At 61.4% G+C, this 20,211-nt stretch carries 21 protein-coding genes; 5 read left to right on the top strand and 16 right to left on the bottom strand.

What is annotated here, in order from left to right; all coding sequences use genetic code 11:
- The first annotated feature begins 106 nt into the window (after window positions 1-106).
- Window positions 107-1,381, top strand: a complete 1,275-nt coding sequence (locus YH3_RS05850) for a DUF445 domain-containing protein (protein ID WP_007734105.1) — start codon at window positions 107-109, stop codon at window positions 1,379-1,381.
- Window positions 1,382-1,383: 2 nt separating this feature from the next.
- A complete protein-coding gene (locus YH3_RS36585) occupies window positions 1,384-2,208 on the top strand; it encodes an Abi-alpha family protein (protein WP_007734103.1) in 825 nt (274 codons plus the stop codon).
- A gap of 68 nt (window positions 2,209-2,276) precedes the next feature.
- Here the strand turns inward: YH3_RS36585 and hsaB are convergent, their stop codons facing one another.
- The 4 genes from hsaB to hsaA are packed head-to-tail and all read right to left on the bottom strand — an operon-like array spanning window position 2,277 to window position 5,824.
- The gene (gene hsaB, locus YH3_RS05840) at window positions 2,277-2,861 is read right to left on the bottom strand and encodes a 3-hydroxy-9,10-secoandrosta-1,3,5(10)-triene-9,17-dione monooxygenase reductase subunit (RefSeq protein WP_003945677.1); all 585 of its coding nucleotides are present in this window, start codon (window positions 2,859-2,861) and stop codon (window positions 2,277-2,279) included.
- Window positions 2,858-3,760, bottom strand: coding sequence for an iron-dependent extradiol dioxygenase HsaC (gene hsaC, locus YH3_RS05835; protein ID WP_003945585.1), 903 nt, complete (start codon window positions 3,758-3,760; stop codon window positions 2,858-2,860). Before hsaC ends, hsaB begins: the two co-directional genes overlap by 4 nt.
- Window positions 3,760-4,638, bottom strand: a complete 879-nt coding sequence (gene hsaD / locus YH3_RS05830) for a 4,5:9,10-diseco-3-hydroxy-5,9,17-trioxoandrosta-1(10),2-diene-4-oate hydrolase (protein ID WP_064443104.1) — start codon at window positions 4,636-4,638, stop codon at window positions 3,760-3,762. Before hsaD ends, hsaC begins: the two co-directional genes overlap by 1 nt.
- Before the next feature lie 10 nt (window positions 4,639-4,648).
- Window positions 4,649-5,824 (bottom strand): 3-hydroxy-9,10-secoandrosta-1,3,5(10)-triene-9,17-dione monooxygenase oxygenase subunit, encoded by a 1,176-nt coding sequence (gene hsaA / locus YH3_RS05825; protein WP_029254465.1) that lies wholly within the window; start codon window positions 5,822-5,824, stop codon window positions 4,649-4,651.
- Between the two features lie 195 nt (window positions 5,825-6,019).
- Here hsaA and YH3_RS05820 point away from each other — a divergent pair, with 195 nt between their 5' ends.
- Both YH3_RS05820 and YH3_RS05815 read left to right on the top strand, forming a co-directional pair.
- Window positions 6,020-7,180 (top strand): Rieske 2Fe-2S domain-containing protein, encoded by a 1,161-nt coding sequence (locus tag YH3_RS05820; RefSeq protein WP_003945847.1) that lies wholly within the window; start codon window positions 6,020-6,022, stop codon window positions 7,178-7,180.
- Between the two features lie 2 nt (window positions 7,181-7,182).
- Complete coding sequence (locus YH3_RS05815; RefSeq protein WP_003945499.1) at window positions 7,183-7,554, top strand: hypothetical protein; 372 nt, start codon at window positions 7,183-7,185, stop codon at window positions 7,552-7,554.
- A 70-nt stretch (window positions 7,555-7,624) separates the two neighbouring features.
- On the opposite strand, the gene YH3_RS05810 is transcribed toward YH3_RS05815, so the two are convergent.
- From YH3_RS05810 to YH3_RS05785, 6 genes are all read right to left on the bottom strand, one after another.
- Window positions 7,625-8,458 carry a hypothetical protein gene (locus tag YH3_RS05810; protein ID WP_003945441.1) on the bottom strand — a complete coding sequence of 278 codons (834 nt, stop codon included), beginning with the start codon at window positions 8,456-8,458 and terminating at the stop codon, window positions 7,625-7,627.
- A gap of 197 nt (window positions 8,459-8,655) precedes the next feature.
- Window positions 8,656-9,282 carry a TetR/AcrR family transcriptional regulator gene (locus YH3_RS05805; RefSeq protein WP_007734097.1) on the bottom strand — a complete coding sequence of 209 codons (627 nt, stop codon included), beginning with the start codon at window positions 9,280-9,282 and terminating at the stop codon, window positions 8,656-8,658.
- Between the two features lie 74 nt (window positions 9,283-9,356).
- Window positions 9,357-10,613, bottom strand: coding sequence for an NAD(P)/FAD-dependent oxidoreductase (locus YH3_RS05800; RefSeq protein ID WP_058227280.1), 1,257 nt, complete (start codon window positions 10,611-10,613; stop codon window positions 9,357-9,359).
- Window positions 10,613-10,804, bottom strand: coding sequence for a rubredoxin (locus YH3_RS05795; RefSeq protein WP_050655879.1), 192 nt, complete (start codon window positions 10,802-10,804; stop codon window positions 10,613-10,615). Before YH3_RS05795 ends, YH3_RS05800 begins: the two co-directional genes overlap by 1 nt.
- A 30-nt stretch (window positions 10,805-10,834) precedes the next feature.
- Window positions 10,835-11,005 (bottom strand): rubredoxin, encoded by a 171-nt coding sequence (locus YH3_RS05790; RefSeq protein WP_007734092.1) that lies wholly within the window; start codon window positions 11,003-11,005, stop codon window positions 10,835-10,837.
- Window positions 11,002-12,177 (bottom strand): alkane 1-monooxygenase, encoded by a 1,176-nt coding sequence (locus YH3_RS05785; protein ID WP_003945652.1) that lies wholly within the window; start codon window positions 12,175-12,177, stop codon window positions 11,002-11,004. The genes YH3_RS05790 and YH3_RS05785 overlap by 4 nt, the downstream gene beginning before the upstream one ends.
- Before the next feature lie 813 nt (window positions 12,178-12,990).
- On the opposite strand from YH3_RS05785, the gene YH3_RS05775 reads away from it, so the two are divergent.
- Complete coding sequence (locus tag YH3_RS05775) at window positions 12,991-14,598, top strand: FAD-dependent monooxygenase (RefSeq protein ID WP_047269616.1); 1,608 nt, start codon at window positions 12,991-12,993, stop codon at window positions 14,596-14,598.
- On the opposite strand, the gene YH3_RS05770 is transcribed toward YH3_RS05775, so the two are convergent.
- From YH3_RS05770 to YH3_RS05745, 6 genes are read right to left on the bottom strand one after another with little or no spacing between them, the layout of a single operon-like run.
- On the bottom strand, window positions 14,585-15,073 hold the full coding sequence (locus YH3_RS05770) for a VOC family protein (RefSeq protein WP_047269617.1): 489 nt from the start codon (window positions 15,071-15,073) through the stop codon (window positions 14,585-14,587). The two genes, YH3_RS05775 and YH3_RS05770, sit on opposite strands and share 14 nt — an antisense overlap.
- The gene (locus tag YH3_RS05765; RefSeq protein ID WP_064443103.1) at window positions 15,070-15,822 is read right to left on the bottom strand and encodes an SDR family NAD(P)-dependent oxidoreductase; all 753 of its coding nucleotides are present in this window, start codon (window positions 15,820-15,822) and stop codon (window positions 15,070-15,072) included. Before YH3_RS05765 ends, YH3_RS05770 begins: the two co-directional genes overlap by 4 nt.
- 3 nt (window positions 15,823-15,825) lie before the next feature.
- Window positions 15,826-16,869 (bottom strand): 4-hydroxy-2-oxovalerate aldolase, encoded by a 1,044-nt coding sequence (gene dmpG / locus YH3_RS05760; protein ID WP_007734084.1) that lies wholly within the window; start codon window positions 16,867-16,869, stop codon window positions 15,826-15,828.
- Window positions 16,866-17,768, bottom strand: coding sequence for an acetaldehyde dehydrogenase (acetylating) (locus tag YH3_RS05755; RefSeq protein WP_050655875.1), 903 nt, complete (start codon window positions 17,766-17,768; stop codon window positions 16,866-16,868). Before YH3_RS05755 ends, dmpG begins: the two co-directional genes overlap by 4 nt.
- 8 nt (window positions 17,769-17,776) lie before the next feature.
- A complete protein-coding gene (locus YH3_RS05750) occupies window positions 17,777-18,562 on the bottom strand; it encodes a 2-keto-4-pentenoate hydratase (RefSeq protein ID WP_042449395.1) in 786 nt (261 codons plus the stop codon).
- Between the two features lie 3 nt (window positions 18,563-18,565).
- Window positions 18,566-20,164, bottom strand: a complete 1,599-nt coding sequence (locus tag YH3_RS05745) for an FAD-binding protein (protein WP_064443102.1) — start codon at window positions 20,162-20,164, stop codon at window positions 18,566-18,568.
- Between the last annotated feature and the right edge of the window lie 47 nt (window positions 20,165-20,211).

Genomic DNA, 20,211 nt, shown 5'->3' with positions numbered 1-20,211 from the left:
GCAACTGGGAAGGCGCAGCAGTAGCCAACGAAACACCCACGAAGAGCGAAGTTTCGGCAATCATGTCCGAACGTGAGGTTCTCGGATATGAGGAGGATGTGCGACGGTGCCGGACCACTTGCTCGAACAGTTGATCACCATTCCTTTGTTCACGGGAATCATCGGGTACATCACCAATTGGTCGGGCGTCCTGATGCTTTTTGCGCCGATCAACTTCCACGGGATCAAAGTGCCCGGACTCAAACTGCTCTTCCCGTTCCTCCCCCGGCGCGTTCAGGTGATCCCCGCGATCACCAGCGACGGCAGATTCGGTTGGCAAGGCATCGTCCCCTCGCGGGCGGAGAAGATGGCGTCGATCGCCGTCGACAAATCCCTCGCGAAAGTCGGCAGCATCGCCGACTTCTATCGCGTCCTGGACCCGGACAGCATCGCCGAGCACTTGGTGAACATTTCTCGCAGTGAAGTGCGCGGCGTGGTCACCAGAATCATGACGGCCGAGAATCCTCAGCTCTGGCACAACCTTCCGACGTCGGTGAAGGAGGCCGTCTTCCGCAAGGTGGAGGACGATCTGCCGGCCAGCGTGCGCATGATCACCGACCGCATCGAAGAGGACATCGACGAGTTCATCGACGCGAAGCTGATGGTGATCCGCTACCTCTCTTCGCACCCCAAACTGCTCAACGACATCTTCCGCACGATGGGCAACAAAGAGCTCAGGTTCATGCAGAACTTCGGCTTCTACTTCGGGTTCCCGATGGGCTTCGTGCTCGTCGGAATCCTCCATCTGGTTCCGCAGTGGTGGGTGCTTCCCATCGGTGGCGTGATCATCGGGTACATCGTGAACTACCTCGGAATCACGATGATCTTCGAACCGATCACCCCCAGCCGTTGGGTGCCGTGGCGGCAGGGACTGTTCCTGAAACGCCGCACCGAGATCATCGCCGGGTACGCAAAAACCCTCGCCGATCACGTCGTGACGCTCGAGAACATCGGCACCGAACTCCTCGAAGGTCCCCGCTCGGACCGAACGCGGCGGATGCTCGATCAGGTACTGCGCGAATCCGTCGACGACGCAGCCGGCTGGGCAAAGTCGGTGGTCAAGATGACCGTTGGTTCGCAGAGCTACAAGCGTCTGCCCGGCCTGGCCACCACCGAAGTGCTCGACCTGTACCCAAGGGTCTTCGAGGACGCGGAGTTCGCCGAGAACCAGTCGGAGAAGATTCGTGTCTTCGTCACCGAACGCATGAGCATCCTTTCACCGGAAGATTTCAGCGAACTACTACGCTCAGCCGTCAAGCAGGACGAGTGGCTGTTGTTCGTACACGGGGCCGTGCTGGGCTCGTTTGCCGGTTTCCTACACCTCGCAATATTCGGAGTATGAGCATGAGTGAGCACGACCATCGCATGATCGTCGAAGCGGAATCGTACGACTGGGCTGCGGACATCGCGCCGGTCGAATCCGTCGAAAAGCGTCTGATCCGTAGCCTTGTCGGGCTTACCGCCACGACGACGCTCACGTCGATCAAGCTGACGGGTTGGGCTTTCGGAACGGCGAAGGAGGCGACGCGGCAAATCGTTCAGGCCGCCGCCGAAGCCGCGGCAGAGGCTGCAGAATCCGCCAACGTGCAATCCGAACGTCGGGCCGAGAACACCAACGGAGACGGCTCGCGGACGGAGAACCTGCGGGCGGCAATGGCTACTCGTACCAATCGCAAACAGAGCGTCGAGGCCACTCTCGCGGCGCTGCGGGCACGTGGTGACAGGTTGCTGGATCGTTCCGCGGACGTGACCGATCGCGACGATCTGCACCCGGCCTACGACCGGATCCTCGACGAGATCGCACCCGACGAAGCTCGAATTCTTCGGCTGTTGGCCACCTCCGGTGCGCAACCGAGCGTGGACGTACGCACGGCGCGGCCGTTCGGTGTCGGCTCGGAGATGATCGACGAGGGTCTGTCGATGATCGGAGAACTGGCAGGCTGTCGTCATCTGGACCGCATCAGCGCGTACCTGAACAACCTGCATCGGCTCGGTTTGGTGGCGTTCTCACGCGAGCCCGTCGAGGCCGACCGGTACCAGGTCGTCGAGGTACAGCCGTCGGTGATCGAGGCGGTCAAGCGAGCCGGACGATCCAACAAGATAGTGCGTCGTAGCATCCTGCTGACGCCGTTCGGTGACGACTTCTGTCATACCTGTTTTTCTCTGTAGGGCCTCCGGCCCTGTGCGCCTTTTTGGTAGTTACCACTACCAAAAAGGCGCACAGGGGGGCTTGCCCCCTACAGCCAGGTATCTTCTGTCGTGGTCGTCAGGAACGCTTCCAGATCGTCACGCCAGGTAGCCGGAACAGTCTTGTCCGGCTCGATGCCCGTGTACTGCCCGCGATAGAAGAGCAGCGGGCGTTCGGTCTTGATCTCACTCATCGACGAAACCCGACCGAAGACGACGTAGTGATCGCCGCCGTCGTGGACGGTTTCCACCGTGCAGTCGATGTGTGCAAGGGACTTGTCGATGATCGGCGAGCCCAGAGGCGATGGCGTCCAATCGATGCCCGCGAACTTGTCCGGCTCACGTGACCCGAAACGAGCACACACCGCCTGCTGTTCCTCCGCCAACACGTTGACGGCGAACTTACCGGTCCGCTCGATTGCCGCCCACGACCGAGAACCCTTGGTGGGGCAGAACAACACCAAAGGCGGGTCGAGTGACAGGGCCGCGAAAGACTGACATGCGAACCCGACAGGCTCACCGTCGTCGACTGTCGTGATGATGGTGATACCCGTGCAGAATTGCCCGAGAACCGTGCGGAACTGGCGTGGATCGATCGCCTGCTCCGCACTCACCGACGCGTCGGGCGAACTCACGGCTTCATTCCCACCGTGAAGTCGTGACCCCACAGGCTCACGGCCGTGCTTTCCCTCGCGATCCAGTTTTCGTCCTCGACCTCTAGCCCCTCACAACCGAATTCGATGTCGAACCCGCCTGGAGTCTTCATGTAGAACGAGAGCATCTCGTCGTTGACGTGGCGACCGAGAGTCGCCGACATCTTGACCTTCTTGCGCAGTGCCCGGTCGAGGCACAGTCCGACGTCGTCGGAGTTCTCCACTTCGAGCATCAGGTGCACGATGCCCGTCGGGTTGGGCAACGGCAGGAACGCCAAGCTGTGGTGACGCGGGTTGCAGCCGAGGAACCTCAGCCACGCCGGGTCGCCGTCCGCGGGCCGGCCGACCATCTGCGGAGGCAGACGCATCGAGTCGCGAAGCTTGAATCCGAGTACGTCGCGGTAGAACCGCAGCGAAGCATCGTCGTCATCGGTGGTGAGCACGACGTGGCCGAGGCCCTGCTCACCCGTCACGAACCTGTGCCCGTACGGGCTCACGATCCGGCGGTGTTCGAGAGCAGCTCCGTGGAACACCTCGAGGGAGTTGCCCGAGGTGTCCTCGAACGCGATCATCTCGACGACGCGACGGTCCTTGAGCTGCTCCGCCGTGCCTTCCTTGAACGGAACACCGGCTGCCGACAACCTGTCACGGATATCCTGCAGCTCAGCGGCATTCGCGGTTTCCCAACCCGAGACGAGCAGACGGTCCGTGTCGTTCGGAACGATGACAAGACGCGCCGGGAAGTCGTCCATACGCAGATACAGCGATTCCGCGTCGACGCCCTTGCCCTCGATCATTCCGAGGATCTTGAGTCCGTATTCGCGCCACGCAGCCATGTCGGTGGCCCCGATGCGCATGTACGCCAGAGATCGAATACCCATCATTTACCTCCGTCGAGCAGGAAGTCGGTTGCGAGCCGGTTGAATTCGTCGAACTTCTCGAGCTGCGCCCAGTGACCGCAACCGCCGAAGACGTGGAGCTGCGCGCGCGGGATCATCTTGAGCGCGACCAGTGCGCCGTCGAGAGGGTTGACCCGATCCTCACGGCCCCAGATCAGCAACACACGCTGACGAAGCTTGTACGCCTCGCGCCAGAGCATGCCGAGCTCGAAGTCACCGCTGGAGAAGGACTTACCCATCGCCTTGGCCGCAGCCAGCGACTCGGGAGTGCTGGCGGCAGCAAAACGTTCGTCGACGAGTTCCGGCGTGATCAGCTTCTGATCGAAGACCATGATCCGCAGGAATGCTTCGAGGTTTTCTCGGGTGGGCTGGTAGCTGAACTTTCCGAGGTTCTTGACGCCCTCGGTGGGGTCCGGCGCAAACAGGTTGACACTCAGACCGCCGGGGCCCATCAGAACGAGGCGACCCGCACGGTCCGGGTAGTCGAGCGCAAAGCGAACAGCAGCGCCACCACCGAGCGAATTGCCCAGCAGATCAACGCGACCGGTGATCTCGAGCGTGTCCAGGAGATCGTTGAGCGCCGACGCACTGTGCACGAAGTACTGCGGATGCTCCGTCGGCTTGTCGGACTGCCCGTAACCGGGCTGATCGACCGCGATGACGTGAAAGCTCTTCGCCAACACCGGAATGTTGCGGGCGAAGTTAGACCACGACGACGCGCCTGGGCCACCGCCGTGCAGCAGCACGATGGTCTTTTCGTTTCCGACGCCCGCCTCGTGGAAGTGCAGTTTCAGATCGGGGCGCACTTGCGCGAACCGTGAAGTGGACTCGTAGGTGAGGGCTTCTTCGGTGGTTGTCACTGAGCCTCCTCTAGACCATCGTGTCGGTGATCGGCAGACCGAATTCGCCGGTTCCGAACATGACGTACGCGCGTTCGGGATCGTTGGCGGCGTGGACGCGACCAGCGTGAGCATCGCGCCAGAAACGCTGGATAGGAGTGCCGTTCTGCAGCGCCGTGGCGCCGGAGTTCTCGAAGAGCTTGTCGATCGAGGCGATCGCGCGGCCCGTGGCGCGCACCTGGTCACGTCGAGCGCGCAGCCGCAGTTCCATCGGAACCTCTTCGCCCGCAAGGATCAACGCGTACTCGTCGGCGACGTTGCCGGAGAGCTGACGCCACGCGGCGTCGATGTCGCTGGACGCTTCGGCGATGCGCACCTTGGCAAACGGATCGTCCTTCGACTTCTCGCCGGCGAACGCAGCGCGCACACGCTTGCCCTGGTGCTCGACGTGCGCTTCGTAGGCGCCGTAAGCCATTCCGACGATCGGTGCCGAGATCGTGGTGGGGTGAATGGTTCCCCACGGCATCTTGTAGACCGGCGCGGTGTTCTTCTCGAGGCCCGGGGCGGTCAATTCGCTCATCGCCCGGAAGCTCAGAACGCGATGCTTGGGAACAAAAACATCCTTGACCACAACGGTATTGGAGCCGGTTCCACGCAGGCCGACCACATTCCACACGTCGTCGATCTGGTAGTCCTCGCGAGGAATCAGGTAGCTCACGAAGTCGACCGCGCGGCCGTCTTTGAACACCGGACCACCGAGAACGGCCCAGCTGGCATGGTCACAACCCGAGGACCACGCCCACGCACCGTTGACCTTGTATCCGCCCTCGACTACTTCACCCATACCCATCGGGGCGTAAGAGGACGAGATGCGAACGTCAGTGTCGTTGCCCCACACGTCTTCCTGCGCCTGCTGAGAGAAGAGGGCGAGGTGCCAGTTGTGTACCCCGATGATCGAGGAGACCCACCCTGTGGAACCACACGCGCTGGCGATCTTCTTGACCGCGGAGTAGAACAGCACCGGATCGGCTTCGTATCCGCCCCACTGCTTCGGCTGCAGCAAGCGGAAGAAGCCTGTTTCCTGAAGAGCCTTGATGGACTCGTCGGGGATACGACGCAGATCCTCGGTCTCCTGTGCGCGCTCGCGCAGTGCCGGCAGTAGTGCGTCGAGCCTCTGCATCACCTCGTGGCTGTCATGGTTACCCACTTCGACGCTCCCGTCTTCCTCGATCGGTTGGTTCACTTACACTTGAGACTAGAACACGTTCTCTTTTCTGTCGAGACGCTGACAAAGGTCCCGTTTGTGGCCGCAATGCTGTAACAAGTGCCCCCAAAATCTGGCGGAACCGGATCGAGTTCTATAACGTGTTCTACTAACAGCTAGAAGGGATGTGAGGTCACAATGGCGCAGATTCGCGAGATCGACGTCGGAACGGTGCAAACTCGTTTCGCCCGCGGTTGGCACTGCCTGGGTCTACTGAAGACCTTCAAGGACGGCAAACCGCACGCGATCGAGGCTTTCGGTACGAAGCTCGTGGTGTTCGCCGACAGCAAGGGCGACATCAAAGTTCTCGACGGATACTGCCGTCATATGGGTGGTGACCTCACACAAGGCGAGGTCAAGGGCGATTCCATCGCCTGCCCCTTCCACGACTGGCGCTGGGGCGGCAACGGCAAGTGCACCGGCATTCCTTATGCCCGCCGCGTGCCTCCGCTCGCACGCACCCGCGCGTGGACGACCCTCGAGCAGAACGGTCAGCTCTTCGTCTGGAACGACCCCGAGGGCAATCCGCCGCCCGAAGAGATCGTGATTCCTCGTATCGAGGGCGCGTACAGCGACGAATGGACCGACTGGACCTGGAACTCCATGGTCATCGAGGGGTCCAACTGCCGCGAGATCATCGACAACGTGGTCGACATGGCGCACTTCTACTACATCCACTACGCCTTCCCGACGTACTTCAAGAACGTCTTCGAAGGTGAGATCGCCACTCAGTACCTCAACACCACGGGCCGTCCCGACATCGGAATGGCCTCCCAGTACGGCGGCGACACGCTGCTTCGCTCCGAAGCTGCGTATTACGGACCGTCGTACATGGTCAATCCCCTGTGGAACAGCTACAGCGGATACGAGGTCGAGAGTGTTCTGATCAACTGCCACTACCCGATCAGCCCGGACTCGTTCGTGCTGCAGTGGGGCGTGACGGTGAAGAAGCCGACGGGTGTCTCCGACGAGATGGCCGACAAGTTGGCCGGCAAGTTCACCGAGGGCATCAGCGAGGGATTCCTGCAGGACGTCGCGATCTGGAAGAACAAGACCAAGATCGAGAATCCCCTTCTCTGCGAAGAAGACGGCCCCGTCTACCAGCTACGACGCTGGTACGAGCAGTTCTACGTGGACAAGGCCGACGTCACCGAGAAGATGACGCAGCGCTTCGAGTTCGAGGTGGACACCACCAAGGCAAACGAAGCCTGGCACGCCGAGGTCGAGGAAAACCTCGCACGCCAGAAGGCCGAGAAGGAAGCTGCAGCAGAAGCGGCAAAGAAGGAAGCAGAGGTCTAGTCGTGAGCGCCTCGATCGGAACCGACGCACGGTGGGCTCGTTGGGCCAAGGCACCGGACTTTGCCGGGCAAACGGAACGGCTCGAGGCGATCGCGGCCCAGACGATCGAGGACAAGCACGAATACCTCGACTCGGGTCTGCAGGAAGTCGACTGCAAGGCATGCGGCGCGTGCGTACTGGTTCGCAAGAACACGTACAAACACACCAGCGTTCAGTGGACTTCCGACCCGGCGCTGCGTTGCCACACCTTCAAAGAGGCAATTGCTTCCGGGCAGTCGTCGGCATTGAAAGACGGATGCCCGAAACTGCACGACAGCATCGCCGACGCGGTTAGGGACGGCACCATCACGGTGCGTGATCCCGAGGTCAGCTGACCTGATTGTGTAGAACGAGGGCCGACCCACGGGTCGGCCCTCGTTTTACGTTCCAGCGCCCGCGCGTCCGTCAGGCAGGCGGTCGCACCTTTCGTGCAGCCACCGCGTAGACGTCGCTCGACGTGGTGAGAGAGTTCTTTCCGCTGGCCGCCGGCACTCCCCCGCGTAGATTCACGGCCCAGTTGAGCGCACCCAGCGGTCCACACCCGCTGGCTCCCGGCGCCGCAAACACCGCATCCGAATGTGGGACTGCCGGGAACACTGCACCGGGGAACTCACCGATAGGTTCCGACGGAGGGTTTCCGGTTGTGGTCAGGTGAAGGTTGATCGGATTCGAAACCGAACCGATGTAGCAATCGTCACCGAGCAAGGGATTAGACAGTTTCAATCGAACAGGCATGGTGAGTTCCTGCTCAAGAACCTTCAGATCCGGCACTCCCACCGATTCCACCGTCGCGCTGATCTGAGTCAGTCCCAGCGGAGTATCGATCCCGAGAGCACCTCCGGGTACCGAAATCGGATTGGAATAGACCCCGTTGGACCCGTCCTGCTTGGCGACGAACGTCTCGATGAAACTGTTGTCCGGCTGGGTCGCGTATTTCACTCCGCCCGCAACCTTGAGGCTTCCGTCCGGGATCGGCACCGAAAGTGCGCCCAATTTCATGGTCCCTCCGCGAACTACGACGCTGGCGCACGTCGTCACCTCGAGATCCTCGATCGGGCACGTGCCCCAACCGTCGAAGGTCAACGGATCAACCGCTGCCGCACCGGAGGAACCGAGCGATCCGCTGCCGGAAGACCCTGACGATGATTCGTCGGCAATTGCCACACCTGCACCGGCCATGACAAATGTTGCAACTAGCGCGACTGTCGACATCACTCGAGATTTGTTGCGGCTCTTCATCTTCGAATTCCTCCACCGTTGACGGAAATTCACGAGAGCCACCCCCTGCGGATCGCACCTCGATCTACGCCCGGCACGCTACCGAGAAGTGAGACGCGGATTCACACATAACGACGATATTTCCCACCAAAGAACTACGGCGATCACGCTCGATCGAACTTCCGTCCTAGCCCGGAAACCGTATCGATCCTGTCGGCTCAGTTCGGTTCGACTGTGCCCGAACCGATGACCTGATCGAGGAACGGCCCGAACATCTCCCCCAGGTTCTCGGCGATCTGATCGGGGGTACCGAAAGACAACGTCACGTGACTGATCGCCAGACGCACTATCGTGCTGCCGAACATCTCGGCATGGATGCGGTCGACGTTCGCCCAACTGGTCATGAAGATCTCGGCCAACCTCGCGCTCGCATGTTCGAGCAGCGGAGTCCCGTCAGTGGTGACCAAGCTCAGCAGGTCGTGCTGCGGCCGGGGACCGACAATGCTGACCACCATCGGATCCCGGGCACCGGCGTCGAAGAAGGCACGGAAGGCTGCCGAGACCGCGCCCCGCGGATCCGAATGATGGAGCGTTACTTCGCGTTCCACCTCTTCGAGGAACTCGTCAACGAAACGGATGAGGTATCCGGACGCCAATCCCTGGCGGGACGTGAACTCCTTGTACAACGTCTGCCGGCTCATGCCCGCAGCTTCCGCGATATGCGCCATCGTGATGTCGTTCCACGATTTCTCGGTCAAGAGTTCGCGTGTGGCGTCGAGCGCTGACGCACGGAGGAGTTGACGAGCTGCCTCGTGGTACGGGACACGGGCACGAGCGGTGGACATATCGGGAAGATTTCCATCGCCCGTGCTCGGTGTCAAAACGGTGGACACGCAAGCCACAGAAGTCACGAGTGCACTCAGAGCACCGGTGAGGCGACAAGACCCGCCGCAAGTTCGGTCAGATCCCTGTTTGTATCGGCGAGTACGTCGGCGCTGATGTCCGGGGAGCGTTCGATAAGGGTTCGCACGGCACGAATGTCCTTCGGCCGGCCCACGCTCACAGCACCGACGATATTTCCGTCGCGCATGCAGATCGCAGTGAAGTCATAGGAGTCCAAGTCTCCTCGAACTATTACGGTGTCGTCCGCGCCTGGCCAACCAGCTACTTGAATGTTGCGGCCGAATTGGTTCGACCAACTCCAAGGGACGGATTCGAAGGGTTCTTCCTTCCCGACGATGGTCTTGGCAACTGCAACTGCGTGGTCCTGCGCGGTGTTCCAGTGCTCACCACGGTGCATGCCGCCGAGAAAACCGTTGGGCACGTTGGCCACATCGCCGATCGCGTACACATCAACGACGGAGGTCCGGAGGTATCGGTCTACCGAAATCCCGTTGTCCACCGCAATACCCGCAGCAGCAGCCACATCGGTATCGGGCAAGGATCCGATTGCGACGACGGCCAAGTCCGCTGTCCACTCGCGTCCGTCACGCGCGCGTGCGGTGACACCGTCGGCACCTGTCGTCAGCGTCTCGAGGTCGACTCCCGTCTGCAAGTCGACGCCCGCCAAGGCGTGCAGCGCGGCGATCTTCTCCGCTATCGACGGTGGAAGCAGCCTGGACAGGGGCAACGGTTGCGCTTCGAGAACCTGCACACTGCAACCCAAGTCGCGTGCCGTTGACGCCACCTCCGATCCGATCAAGCCACCGCCGACCACCAAAAGCGAGGATCCTTCGATCAGCTGGGATTGCAAGCGTCGCATGTCTGCGATATCTCGAAGATAGTGAACACGCTCGGAATCTTCGTTCTCCAACCGTCGGGACCGTCCACCCGTGGCAAGAATCAGAACGTCGTAGTCGATGCTGTCACCGTCGGCTAAAAGTACTGTGCGGGAATCTGTGTCGATACTCGTGACAGTTGCGCCGATCCGAAGATCGATACTCTGCTCGGTCCAGAAAGTCGACGGCCGCAACCGAACCCGATCGAACGACGCTTTCCCGGACAGTAGCTCCTTCGACAGCGCCGGGCGGCGGTACGGCTCCTCAGGTTCGCTGCCGATCAGGATGATGCTGCCGCCGAACCCTTCCTTGCGCAGGGCCTGCGCGGCACCGGAACCGGCGATGCCCGTGCCCACGATCACGACGGTGCGTGTGTCGGGCTCGCTGACCGCTGTCATCAGCGGTTCACCTCCACCATTTCGAAATCGACTTTGGCGGCACCACAATCAGGGCAGGACCAGTCTTCGGGAATCTCGTCCCAGCGAGTACCCGGCTCGATACCGTCGTCGGGCCAGCCGATCGCTTCGTCGTATTCGAACCCGCACTGGAGGCAGCGGAACAATTTGTAAGCAGTGGCAGTCTCGGACATCGGTTTTCCTTTCACCGGTGGGTATTTCGATCAGGATTGCGTGACGAGGGTGAAGTCGACCTTCTCGCGGACGCCGCAGTCGGGGCAGCACCAGTCGTCCGGGATACTCGACCACGGCGTGCCGGGCGGAAAGCCTTCTCGCGCAGCGCCGGTCGATTCGGTGTACGTGTAGTCGCAGATCGGGCAGATGTAGGCGTTCATGCGTTCACCCCGTAGGCTGCGAGGATCTTGGCCCGCTTCTTCGGCGCGATGTTGACCTGAGTGATGTCACCTCGGTAGTGCTCGAGAACGCGGTGGTCCATCACCTTGCGCCACAGGGGCGGAACTGTGGCGAGCATGATCATGCTGGCGTAGCCGCTCGGGAGCTGAGGGGCCTCTTCCATACTGCGAAGCGCCTGGTAGCGCCGTGTCGGATTCGCATGATGATCGCTGTGCCGCTGCAAGTGATAAAGGAAGACGTTGGTGCAGATGCGATCACTGTTCCAGCTGTGCGCCGGCGTGCATCGCTCGTACCGTCCGCTTGCGGTTTTCTGACGCAGGAGTCCGTAGTGCTCGAGGTAGTTGATCGCTTCGAGCAGCGAAAACCCGATGAACGCCTGGATCACGAGGTACGGCGCGATGCCGATCCCGAATACTGCAAGCGCGACACCGAACAGAACAACCGACATGAGCCAGGCGTTGAGCACGTCGTTCTTGATGCTCCAGTGCGTGGTGCCCAAACGCTCGAAGCGGGTCTTCTCGAGATGCCACGCCGACTTCAATCCCCCGCCGACGCTGCGCGGCCAGAAACCGTAGAGGGTCTCACCGAAGCGCGAGGTCGCCGGATCTTCCGGAGTCGACACTCGCACATGGTGGCCACGGTTGTGCTCGAGGTAGAAGTGACCGTAAGCGCTCTGCGCGAGAACGATTTTGGACAACCAGCGCTCGACGCTCTCCTTCTTGTGCCCGAGTTCGTGGGCGGTGTTGATGCCGATTCCGGCCGTCACACCGATCGTCACTGCGAGTCCGATATTGGAGAGAACGCTCAAATCCCAACGCGCCCAGATGTAGCAGGACAGGAAGAAGGCCGTGTACTGCAGCGGCAGATAGGCGTAGGTGCACCACCGGTAGAAGCGGTCGTTCTCGAGTTCGTCGATCACCTCGTCGGGCGGATTCTTCCCGTCCTCACCCGCCAGGATGTCGATGACGGGAATGAGAGCAAACGCGATCAGTGGGCCGGTCCACCAGAAGACATTCCATCCGGTGGCGGTAACAAGCCCCACGGCGATGAAAGTTGCCGATGACGGAATCAGCGCCAACAGCCACAAGTAGCGTTTCCGGTCTCTCCAAGTTGCGAGCCGACCATCTGGCTCGGTGTACACCAACGCAGCCATCGAATTCTCCAGTTCTCGTTCGGATCAGTGCGTGCGTCCTGCGCGGTAATCCGCGACACGAACAACATCTATGTATAGAGAGTGGACAAATGATGGCGTTTTGTCAACGATTTTCAAGGTAAAACCTTTACAAACATGTCAATTTGTACATCTAGATGAACCCTCCGTTCGGGCTGATCGCAAATCTTCCGCCACCGCGCCACACTCGCTACAAAAGTGGAATGGGGACGTCAACGTGCGCAATATGCGCCAAACACCGAGGAACAGGCCCGCTCGTCAGCCCTCGAATATTCGAGGACGACTTCGTCGTTGTCTCCCATCGGCCCCCTCCACCACACGGACGTTCGGTTCCTGGATATGTGTTCGTCGAGACCCGTCGACACGTGTCCGGGTTGCCTTCACTATCCGAACCTGAAGCACTCGCCATCGCACACGCGGTCTGGTGCGTCTCACGTGCCCTCGACTCGGAATTGACTCCGGAATTCGTGTTCTCCGCGATCGCTGGGCTAAGCGTCCCCCACTTTCATCAGCACGTTTTCGTCAGACCTTTCGGCGCTCCGAGTTCAGTGAGTTGGAACGACGTCGATTCATGGGACGACGCGCCACGCGTCGACGAGGTCGAGCTCACGCTTCTGTGCAGGAGAATCGCGCTCGGCTTCGAAGACGAGCAATAGCGCAAAACAGTCGGTGCGCGGACGAACAGTCGGCGCGAGACGCAACCTCTCGATGTCCGATTTGCGCGAATTTCCCCAAAACAAAAGTTCGCGTACCCATACTGAAATGACCGACTGTCCCCGACGTGAGTGGGTCCTCATGGATACCGACGTATTGGTAGCGGGCGCCGGCCCGATCGGATTGACCACCGCGATCGAGCTGCGCAGACGCGGTATCTCCTGTCGAATAGTCGACCCCCTCGACGAACCGCGGCAATACGCGAAAGCAGTCGGGATTCAGCCACGCACTCTCGAACTCTTCGAGAACATGGGGGTGCTCCGCCAGGCACTCGACGCCTCGACATTGATGCGCGGTCAGATCATGTACACGAACGGCGTCGAGGTCGGCCGCGTCGACCTCACCCTCCCCGACGACGTTCCTTACTGGTTTCTCTGCCTGCCTCAGTACTCGACGGAGCGCATCCTCACCGAGCGCCTCACCGAGTTGGGAACAACCGTCGAACGCGGAGTCGGCCTCACCGCATTCGAACAGTCCGACGACGCCGTCACCTGCACCCTCAGCGACGGCAGCACTGTGACAGCCCGGTACCTTGTGGGTTCCGACGGCGCGCACAGCGTGGTCCGCAAAGGGCTGGGCCTGAGCTTCGAGGGCGGCGCGTTTGCCGAGAGCTACATGCTCGGCGACGTCGAAGTCGACTGGTCGATACCCAGCGGCTACTCCGTCCGCGCCAACCACACCGCCGACGACGGAACCACCGACGACCTACTCGTCTGCATCCCACTTCCCGGACACAAGCGGTACCGCATGTCGATGCTCGTTCCGGACGAGTTGATGCCGGACGAATCGTCGAACAAAGCCGCTGTACAACACGGTTTTTCAACCGGAAAGACACCTGAACTCCATCACATCCAGGCTGTGCTCGACAGACTGTCCCCAGAACCGACAACCGCCTCGATGCTGCGATGGTCCTCGGTCTTCCGCATCAGCCACCGCATCGTCGACGCTTACAGCCGCGGACGCGTTTTTGTCGCCGGCGACGCCGCGCACATCCATCCCCCGACTGGCGCGCAGGGCATGAACACCGGGATCCAGGACGCCCACAATCTTGCGTGGAAGATAGCGCTCGCCGTCAAAGGTGTTGCGGAAGCGGATCTTCTCGAGACCTACGACGCCGAAAGGCGGCCGGTCGGTGAAGAAGTCGTCGGGATGACGGTCCGAAATGCTCGAGAAGGAATCGGTTCGGGAGAGTCCTCCATCGACACGGCAATGCGGCGCCAGGCTCAATTGTTGATCGACTACTCGGAGAGTCCGCTGAACACCGGGCGTAATTCTTCGAGTCCACACGTTCAACCGGGCGAGCGTGCACCCGATGCACGCGGAATGCGCCGAGACGGTGTGCAGTATCCAATTCGGTTGTTCGACTTGCTGTCCGGAGTCGACCACACGTTACTGCTGACTTCGGACGGATCCGCGGAGAGCATCAACAGCTTGGAGAAGGTCGCCGACGCCGCAATTCGATCAGCGCACGGCTTGCTGGACGTCTACGCGATAGTGCCACCGGGAACCGTGACCGTCGACTCGCTGGTGCCGATCATCGAGGACAACGCCTCGCAACTGTGCGCCGCGTATGAGGTCGAAGGTACGGCGGCGCTGGTCATTCGCCCCGACGGCTACCTCGGATTCCGTGGTCACCCGGAGAACGTTTCCGATTACTTCACAAAAGTGTTTGCCGTCAATCAGGAATGAGCGAAGCGAACATCAACCGAATCTCGGGCGAGAGCTTCATCAACTCGACGTATCCACCCAACGGCCCGGCATCGATGTAGGAGAACTCCATGCCGGCGCCCTCTACCCGACCTTGTTGCACCACCGACATTCCGCGACGCTCGGCCTCGAGCAACGTCGCCTCGTAATCGCCTGGAACCCAGGCCATGTGATGAACTCCGACGCCGTGAGTCTCCAGGAACTCCGTGTACAGGTTGCGTCCGGACACTGGTTGGATCAACTCGAGCTGTTGGCTGCCCGCATATCCGATCGACACGTGAACGACATAGTCCGCGGGCTCACCTCGATACGTTGTGGTCTCGGGACCAAAGGCGATGTCTGGCATACGTAGCCATCGCTCCACTCCCCACTGCCGAGTGAACTCCTGTTCGGCGGCCTCGATCTCCTCGACCACCCAGCAGATCTGGAAGATCGGTCCCGAGACCAACGGGGTCATGCCATTTTTCCGTTGTCCACCGAGTAGACGGCCCCGTGTATCGCCGAGGCGTCGTCGGAGGCAACGAAAGCCACCATCTTCGCAACGTCCTCGGCTTCCATCAAGCCACGCGGCGAGGCAACCTTCATGACGAGGTCGAAGTCGACTCCGTCGGGGAAGGTGAATCCGGTAACTTGAGGAGTCATCATGCCGCCGGGGCAGATTGCGTTGACACGCAGAGACTTTCCGGTGAACTCCATCGCCATCGCTCGGGTTAGTCCGATGAGTCCGTGCTTGGCAGCGCAGTATCCAGCCGAGTACGCCTGCCCTTCCAGCCCCGCGATCGAGGAGACGTTGACTATGTTGCCGCCCCGCTCCAGCAAGTGCGGCAGTGCTGCTCGGGAAACGAAGAACGGTCCGTTCAGATTGACCGCAAGGTCATGTGCCCATTCGGAATCCGCAATATCCGCCGTATGACGAAGCGAGTGCGATCCCGCCACGTTGACGAGGATGTCGATACCACCGAGTTCGTCGACACACGCTTGCACGGCCGCATCACACTGAGCGGAATCCGAGACGTCCGTCGCCGCGAAACGACGCTCTCCATCCGCGCCAACCACCTCGACCATCGACTGTCGCAGCTTTTCCTTGTCGCGGGCGATACCGAAAACCTGTGCGCCCCTGCGGTGGAGAATCTCGGTGACGGCGCGCCCCAACCCTGAGGACGCGCCGGTTACCAAGGCCACTTTTCCGGCCAGTACGTCTGCCATGGGCTAGGAAGCCGCTGCTTCGCGCTGGAGTTCCAGCGCAATGTCGATCAACTGATCTTCCTGTCCGCCGACCAACTTGCGCTTACCTGCGCGCACCAACAGTTCCGCGGACGACACTCCGTACCGCTCGGCCTGACGCTCGGCATGCTTGAGGAAGCTCGAGTACACGCCGGCGTAGCCCATCATCAGTGCCTGACGATCGAGCAGGCACTCCTGCGGCATTGCCGGGCGCACAACGTCTTCGGCTGCATCGGCGATCGCGAAGAAGTCGATACCGGTCTTGACTCCGATCTTGTCGCAGACACCGACAAACGCCTCGACCGGGGCGTTGCCGGCGCCGGCACCGAACCGACGGGTACTACCGTCGATCTGCTTGGCTCCCGCACGAACTGCCGCAATGGAATTGGCGACGCCCAGGCCCAGGTTCTCATGTCCGTGGAAGCCGACCTGAGCGTCGTTGCCGAGTTCCTGAACCAGCGCCTCGACGCGATCGGATACCTGCTCGAGCACAAGTGCGCCGGCGGAGTCGACCACGTACACACACTGGCAACCCGCGTCGGCCATGATGCGAGCCTGCTTGGCCAGCTTCTCCGGCGGAATCGAGTGAGCCATCATGAGGAATCCGACTGTTTCGAGTCCACGCTCACGCGCGAGGCCGAAGTGCTGGATGGATACGTCTGCCTCGGTGCAGTGAGTTGCGATGCGGCAGATGGACGCACCGTTGTCCTGTGCGATGACGATGTCGTCCTTGATGCCCAATCCGGGCAGCATCAGGAAGGCGATCTTCGCGTTGGTCGCCGTCTCGACTGCAGCTTTGATCAGTTCCTGCTCGGGAGTCTTCGAGAAGCCGTAATTGAAGGAGGACCCGCCGAGGCCGTCGCCGTGAGTGACCTCGATGACCGGCACTCCGGCTCCGTCGAGGGCACCGACGATGGCTCGTACTTCGTCGACGGTGAACTGATGACGCTTGTGGTGGGAGCCGTCGCGCAGCGATGTGTCGGTGACGCGGATGTCCCAGCTCGAATCGAAATGAATCATGTCGCTCATGCCTTCACACTCAGAAGCTTCTGGGCGATTTCCTCGCCCACCTTGGTGGCTGCTGCCGTCATGATGTCGAGGTTGCCCGCGTACGGCGGCAGGAAATCGCCTGCGCCTTCGACCTCGACGAACGTGGTGACCGTTGCATAGCCACCGGAAACGACGCTCGGTTCGTCGAACTGCGGTTCGTTGAGCAACCGGTAGCCGGGCACGTACTGCTGGATGTCCTTGACGACGCGGTGAATGGAGTCGGTGATCGCGGCCTGATCGGCGTCTTCGGGGATAGCGCAGAAGATTGTGTCGCGCATGATCATCGGCGGGTCCGCGGGGTTGAGGATGATGATCGCCTTGCCGCGCTGTGCGCCGCCGATGGTCTCGATACCGCGGCTGGTGGTCTTGGTGAACTCATCGATGTTCGCGCGAGTTCCCGGGCCGGCGGACAACGATGCAACCGAGGCGACGATCTCGGCGTACGCCACGTCGACGACACGTGATACCGCGTAGACGATCGGAATGGTTGCCTGCCCACCGCAGGTGATCATGTTGACGTTGGGTGCGTCCAGGTGCTCACGCAGGTTCGCGGGCGGAACCACAGCCGGGCCGACCGCGGCCGGCGTCAGGTCGATGGCACGGATACCGGCGGCCTCGTAGCGTGGTGCTGCCTCGCGGTGCACGTATGCCGACGTCGCCTCGAAGACCAGGTCCGGTTTCTCCGCCTGGCTGAGCAACCAGTCGACGCCCTCGGCGGAGGTCTCGAGTCCCATCTTGCGGGCGCGCGCCAATCCTTCACTCTCGGGATCGATTCCGATCATCCATCGCGGTTCGAGCCACTCGGAACGCTGCAGTTTGTACAACAGATCGGTACTGATGTTTCCCGATCCGACGATCGCCACACTTGCCTTGGTCATGACTACTCCTACGTGAACTGAAGAGAGACGGAACCGAGGCCGCTGAACTCGGCTCGGAAGTTGTCGCCTGGATGAGCGTCGATCGCTCGCGTGCACGAACCCGGCAGAACGATGTCGCCGGCCTTGAGCCGAACTCCGAACGTGTCGACCTTCTGCGCCAACCACGCGACAGCGGTGACCGGGTTACCGAGAACCGCATCGCTGCGCCCCTCCGCAATCCGCTCCCCGTTGCAGGTCAGCACCGCGTCGATGGCCTTGATGTCGATGTCCGACGGGCGAACTCGTTCCTTGCCGAGGATGAACCCGGCGGAGGACGCGTTGTCCGCGATGGTGTCCGAGAGGCCGATCTTCCAGTCCTTGATCCGGCTGTCGATCAACTCGATGGACGGCGCATAGGCGACAGTAGCGTCGATGACGTCTTGTTCGGTGCACCCGGCGCCCGGCAGATCTGCTCCCAGAATGAAGGCGACCTCCACCTCGACGCGCGGGAAGCAGAAGCGCGACGTGTCGACCGGACGGTTCTCGAACTCTTCCATCTCGGCGAGCAGGTGACCGTAATCTGGCTCGTCTACGCCCATCATCTGCTGCATCGCCAGTGACGAGAGTCCGACCTTGTGTCCGACCACCTTTGCGCCACCGGCAACACGACGCCGGATGTTGATGAGCTGGATCTCGTAGGCGTCGACGACGTCGATGTCCGGATACGTGGCGATCAGCGGGCTGATCGGAGCGCGATCCCGTTCCGCCGAATCAAGATGGTCGGCAAGTTCGCCGCGGATCTGCGTCGAGAGCATCGTTCAGGCCTTTCCGACTGTGGAGAATGCGGCTGCGTGCTGACCGGCTCGTCGTCCGGAGAATACGCAGTCGGCGAGCGACAAGCCGCTCACATACGAGTTGGAACAGATACCGACCGCGGTACGGCCGGCGGCGTACAGACCAGGGATACCCTCCCCGGCCTCGTTTTTCACCATGCCGGACGATTCGTCGACCACCAATCCACCGAGCGTGAGCATCGGGCACGGATTCATCATGTTGGGCTTGATCGAGACGTCGTACATCGTGAACGGCGCAGACAGTATCGGCCTGACGAAGTCCGACGGTTTACCCATCGGATCAGGTTGTCCGGCAGCGGCAGCGGAGTTGTGCGCGTCGACGGTGGCTTGAAGGCCGGCGACGTCTATCCCCGCTTTGCGGGCGACCTCGGCAATGGTGTTGCCACGCAATGCAGTACGCATCATTCCGGTGGTCTGTACCCGCTGGAACCACATCGACTGGTCACTTATCTGCGATTTCGCTTCGCGAACGAGTTCGGAATCTGCCAGCAGCCAACCGATTCCGCTGCTCTTCTCCGCCATCGCCTGACCGAGAGCGGCACCGTAACGGGACTCGTCGACGATTCGCGCACCGGATTCACCCACCAAAATGGAACCGAGAAAAGCACTCGGCGGGACGATGAATCGCCAGGCGGACACATTCCCGAGCTTGTCGGTGGCTCCCCCGGCTTCGACACCGAGGTTGATGCCTTTGCCATCGTCCCCGGAGGTGCCGAGCGGGATACCGCCCTTGTAGGCGGGAGCATGGGTACGCATCATCTCGCGATTGGACACGAAGCCGCCGGCGCTGAGGATCACGCCGCCGCGTGCCTGGATACGAATCCGCTTGGCGTGCTTCTTCTCGATCTTCGCGATCAGTGCGTCGAGAATCGTGCGCAACTGCGGTGCGTAGACGCCGGGCTTGGAGGACAAGGACCCGAGCGTCGCGTGACGGCGACGAACTCCGGCCGGTGCGTCACGCAGCGTCAGTGCTTCGACGCCGATCACCCGGCCGTCCTCGATGATCAGCCGGTCCGCTCGCGTCTGGCCGAGCAACTGGACGCCCTTCGCCTCCGCGGACTTCGCGAGCGGGCCGTACAGCATCTTTCCCGACGTGCCACGCCCCTTGGCGCGATGACCACGCGGAGCAGGTTTTGCGATGTCACGGAACCCGCCGGCCGATTCGCTACCCGAGAAGTAGAGGTAGTGCTTGTTGCTCGGGTACGACGTCTTGTACGGACAGAGTGAGGCCTCGAACGGCACGCCGTGACTGCGCAGCCAGTCGATCGACGCCGGGCTCTCGTCGACGAACCGGCGCAGAGTCTGCGGCGTCACAGCGTCACCGACCTCGCGGTTCAGGTAGGCGAGCATGGCTTCGGGACTGTCCTCGACACCGGCTTCCTTTTGAATCACGGTGCCGCCGCCGGCGTAGTAGATTCCTCCGGAAATCGTGCTGGCCCCACCGCCGAGCGCTCGGTCGATCGCCAAAACCGACGAACCGGCCGCTACAGCTTCGAGCGCCGCACTGGCGCCCGCCACACCGAACCCGACCACAAGGACGTCAACCGAAGTATCCCAGGTCACACCGCACCATCCTCAATCTCACTGCAACGTGTTTCGTTATCAATGAC

This window comes from Rhodococcus sp. YH3-3, from assembly GCF_001653035.1.
GTDB classification, from domain to species: Bacteria; Actinomycetota; Actinomycetes; order Mycobacteriales; family Mycobacteriaceae; genus Rhodococcus_F; species Rhodococcus_F qingshengii.
The sequence above is the reverse complement of the archived record's forward strand: the minus strand, read 5'-3'. Positions and strand labels throughout refer to the sequence as shown.

Coding starts and splice junctions, on each gene's coding strand:
- YH3_RS36585 (WP_007734103.1), top strand. CDS start 1,384: ATGAGTGAGCACGACCATCGCATGATCGTCGAAGCGGAATCGTACGAC.
- hsaC (WP_003945585.1), bottom strand. CDS start 3,760: ATGGGTATTCGATCTCTGGCGTACATGCGCATCGGGGCCACCGACATG.
- YH3_RS05820 (WP_003945847.1), top strand. CDS start 6,020: ATGGCGCAGATTCGCGAGATCGACGTCGGAACGGTGCAAACTCGTTTC.
- YH3_RS05810 (WP_003945441.1), bottom strand. CDS start 8,458: ATGAAGAGCCGCAACAAATCTCGAGTGATGTCGACAGTCGCGCTAGTT.
- YH3_RS05805 (WP_007734097.1), bottom strand. CDS start 9,282: ATGTCCACCGCTCGTGCCCGTGTCCCGTACCACGAGGCAGCTCGTCAA.
- YH3_RS05800 (WP_058227280.1), bottom strand. CDS start 10,613: ATGACAGCGGTCAGCGAGCCCGACACACGCACCGTCGTGATCGTGGGC.
- YH3_RS05795 (WP_050655879.1), bottom strand. CDS start 10,804: ATGTCCGAGACTGCCACTGCTTACAAATTGTTCCGCTGCCTCCAGTGC.
- YH3_RS05790 (WP_007734092.1), bottom strand. CDS start 11,005: ATGAACGCCTACATCTGCCCGATCTGCGACTACACGTACACCGAATCG.
- YH3_RS05785 (WP_003945652.1), bottom strand. CDS start 12,177: ATGGCTGCGTTGGTGTACACCGAGCCAGATGGTCGGCTCGCAACTTGG.
- YH3_RS05775 (WP_047269616.1), top strand. CDS start 12,991: ATGGATACCGACGTATTGGTAGCGGGCGCCGGCCCGATCGGATTGACC.
- YH3_RS05770 (WP_047269617.1), bottom strand. CDS start 15,073: ATGACCCCGTTGGTCTCGGGACCGATCTTCCAGATCTGCTGGGTGGTC.
- YH3_RS05765 (WP_064443103.1), bottom strand. CDS start 15,822: ATGGCAGACGTACTGGCCGGAAAAGTGGCCTTGGTAACCGGCGCGTCC.
- dmpG (WP_007734084.1), bottom strand. CDS start 16,869: ATGAGCGACATGATTCATTTCGATTCGAGCTGGGACATCCGCGTCACC.
- YH3_RS05755 (WP_050655875.1), bottom strand. CDS start 17,768: ATGACCAAGGCAAGTGTGGCGATCGTCGGATCGGGAAACATCAGTACC.
- YH3_RS05750 (WP_042449395.1), bottom strand. CDS start 18,562: ATGCTCTCGACGCAGATCCGCGGCGAACTTGCCGACCATCTTGATTCG.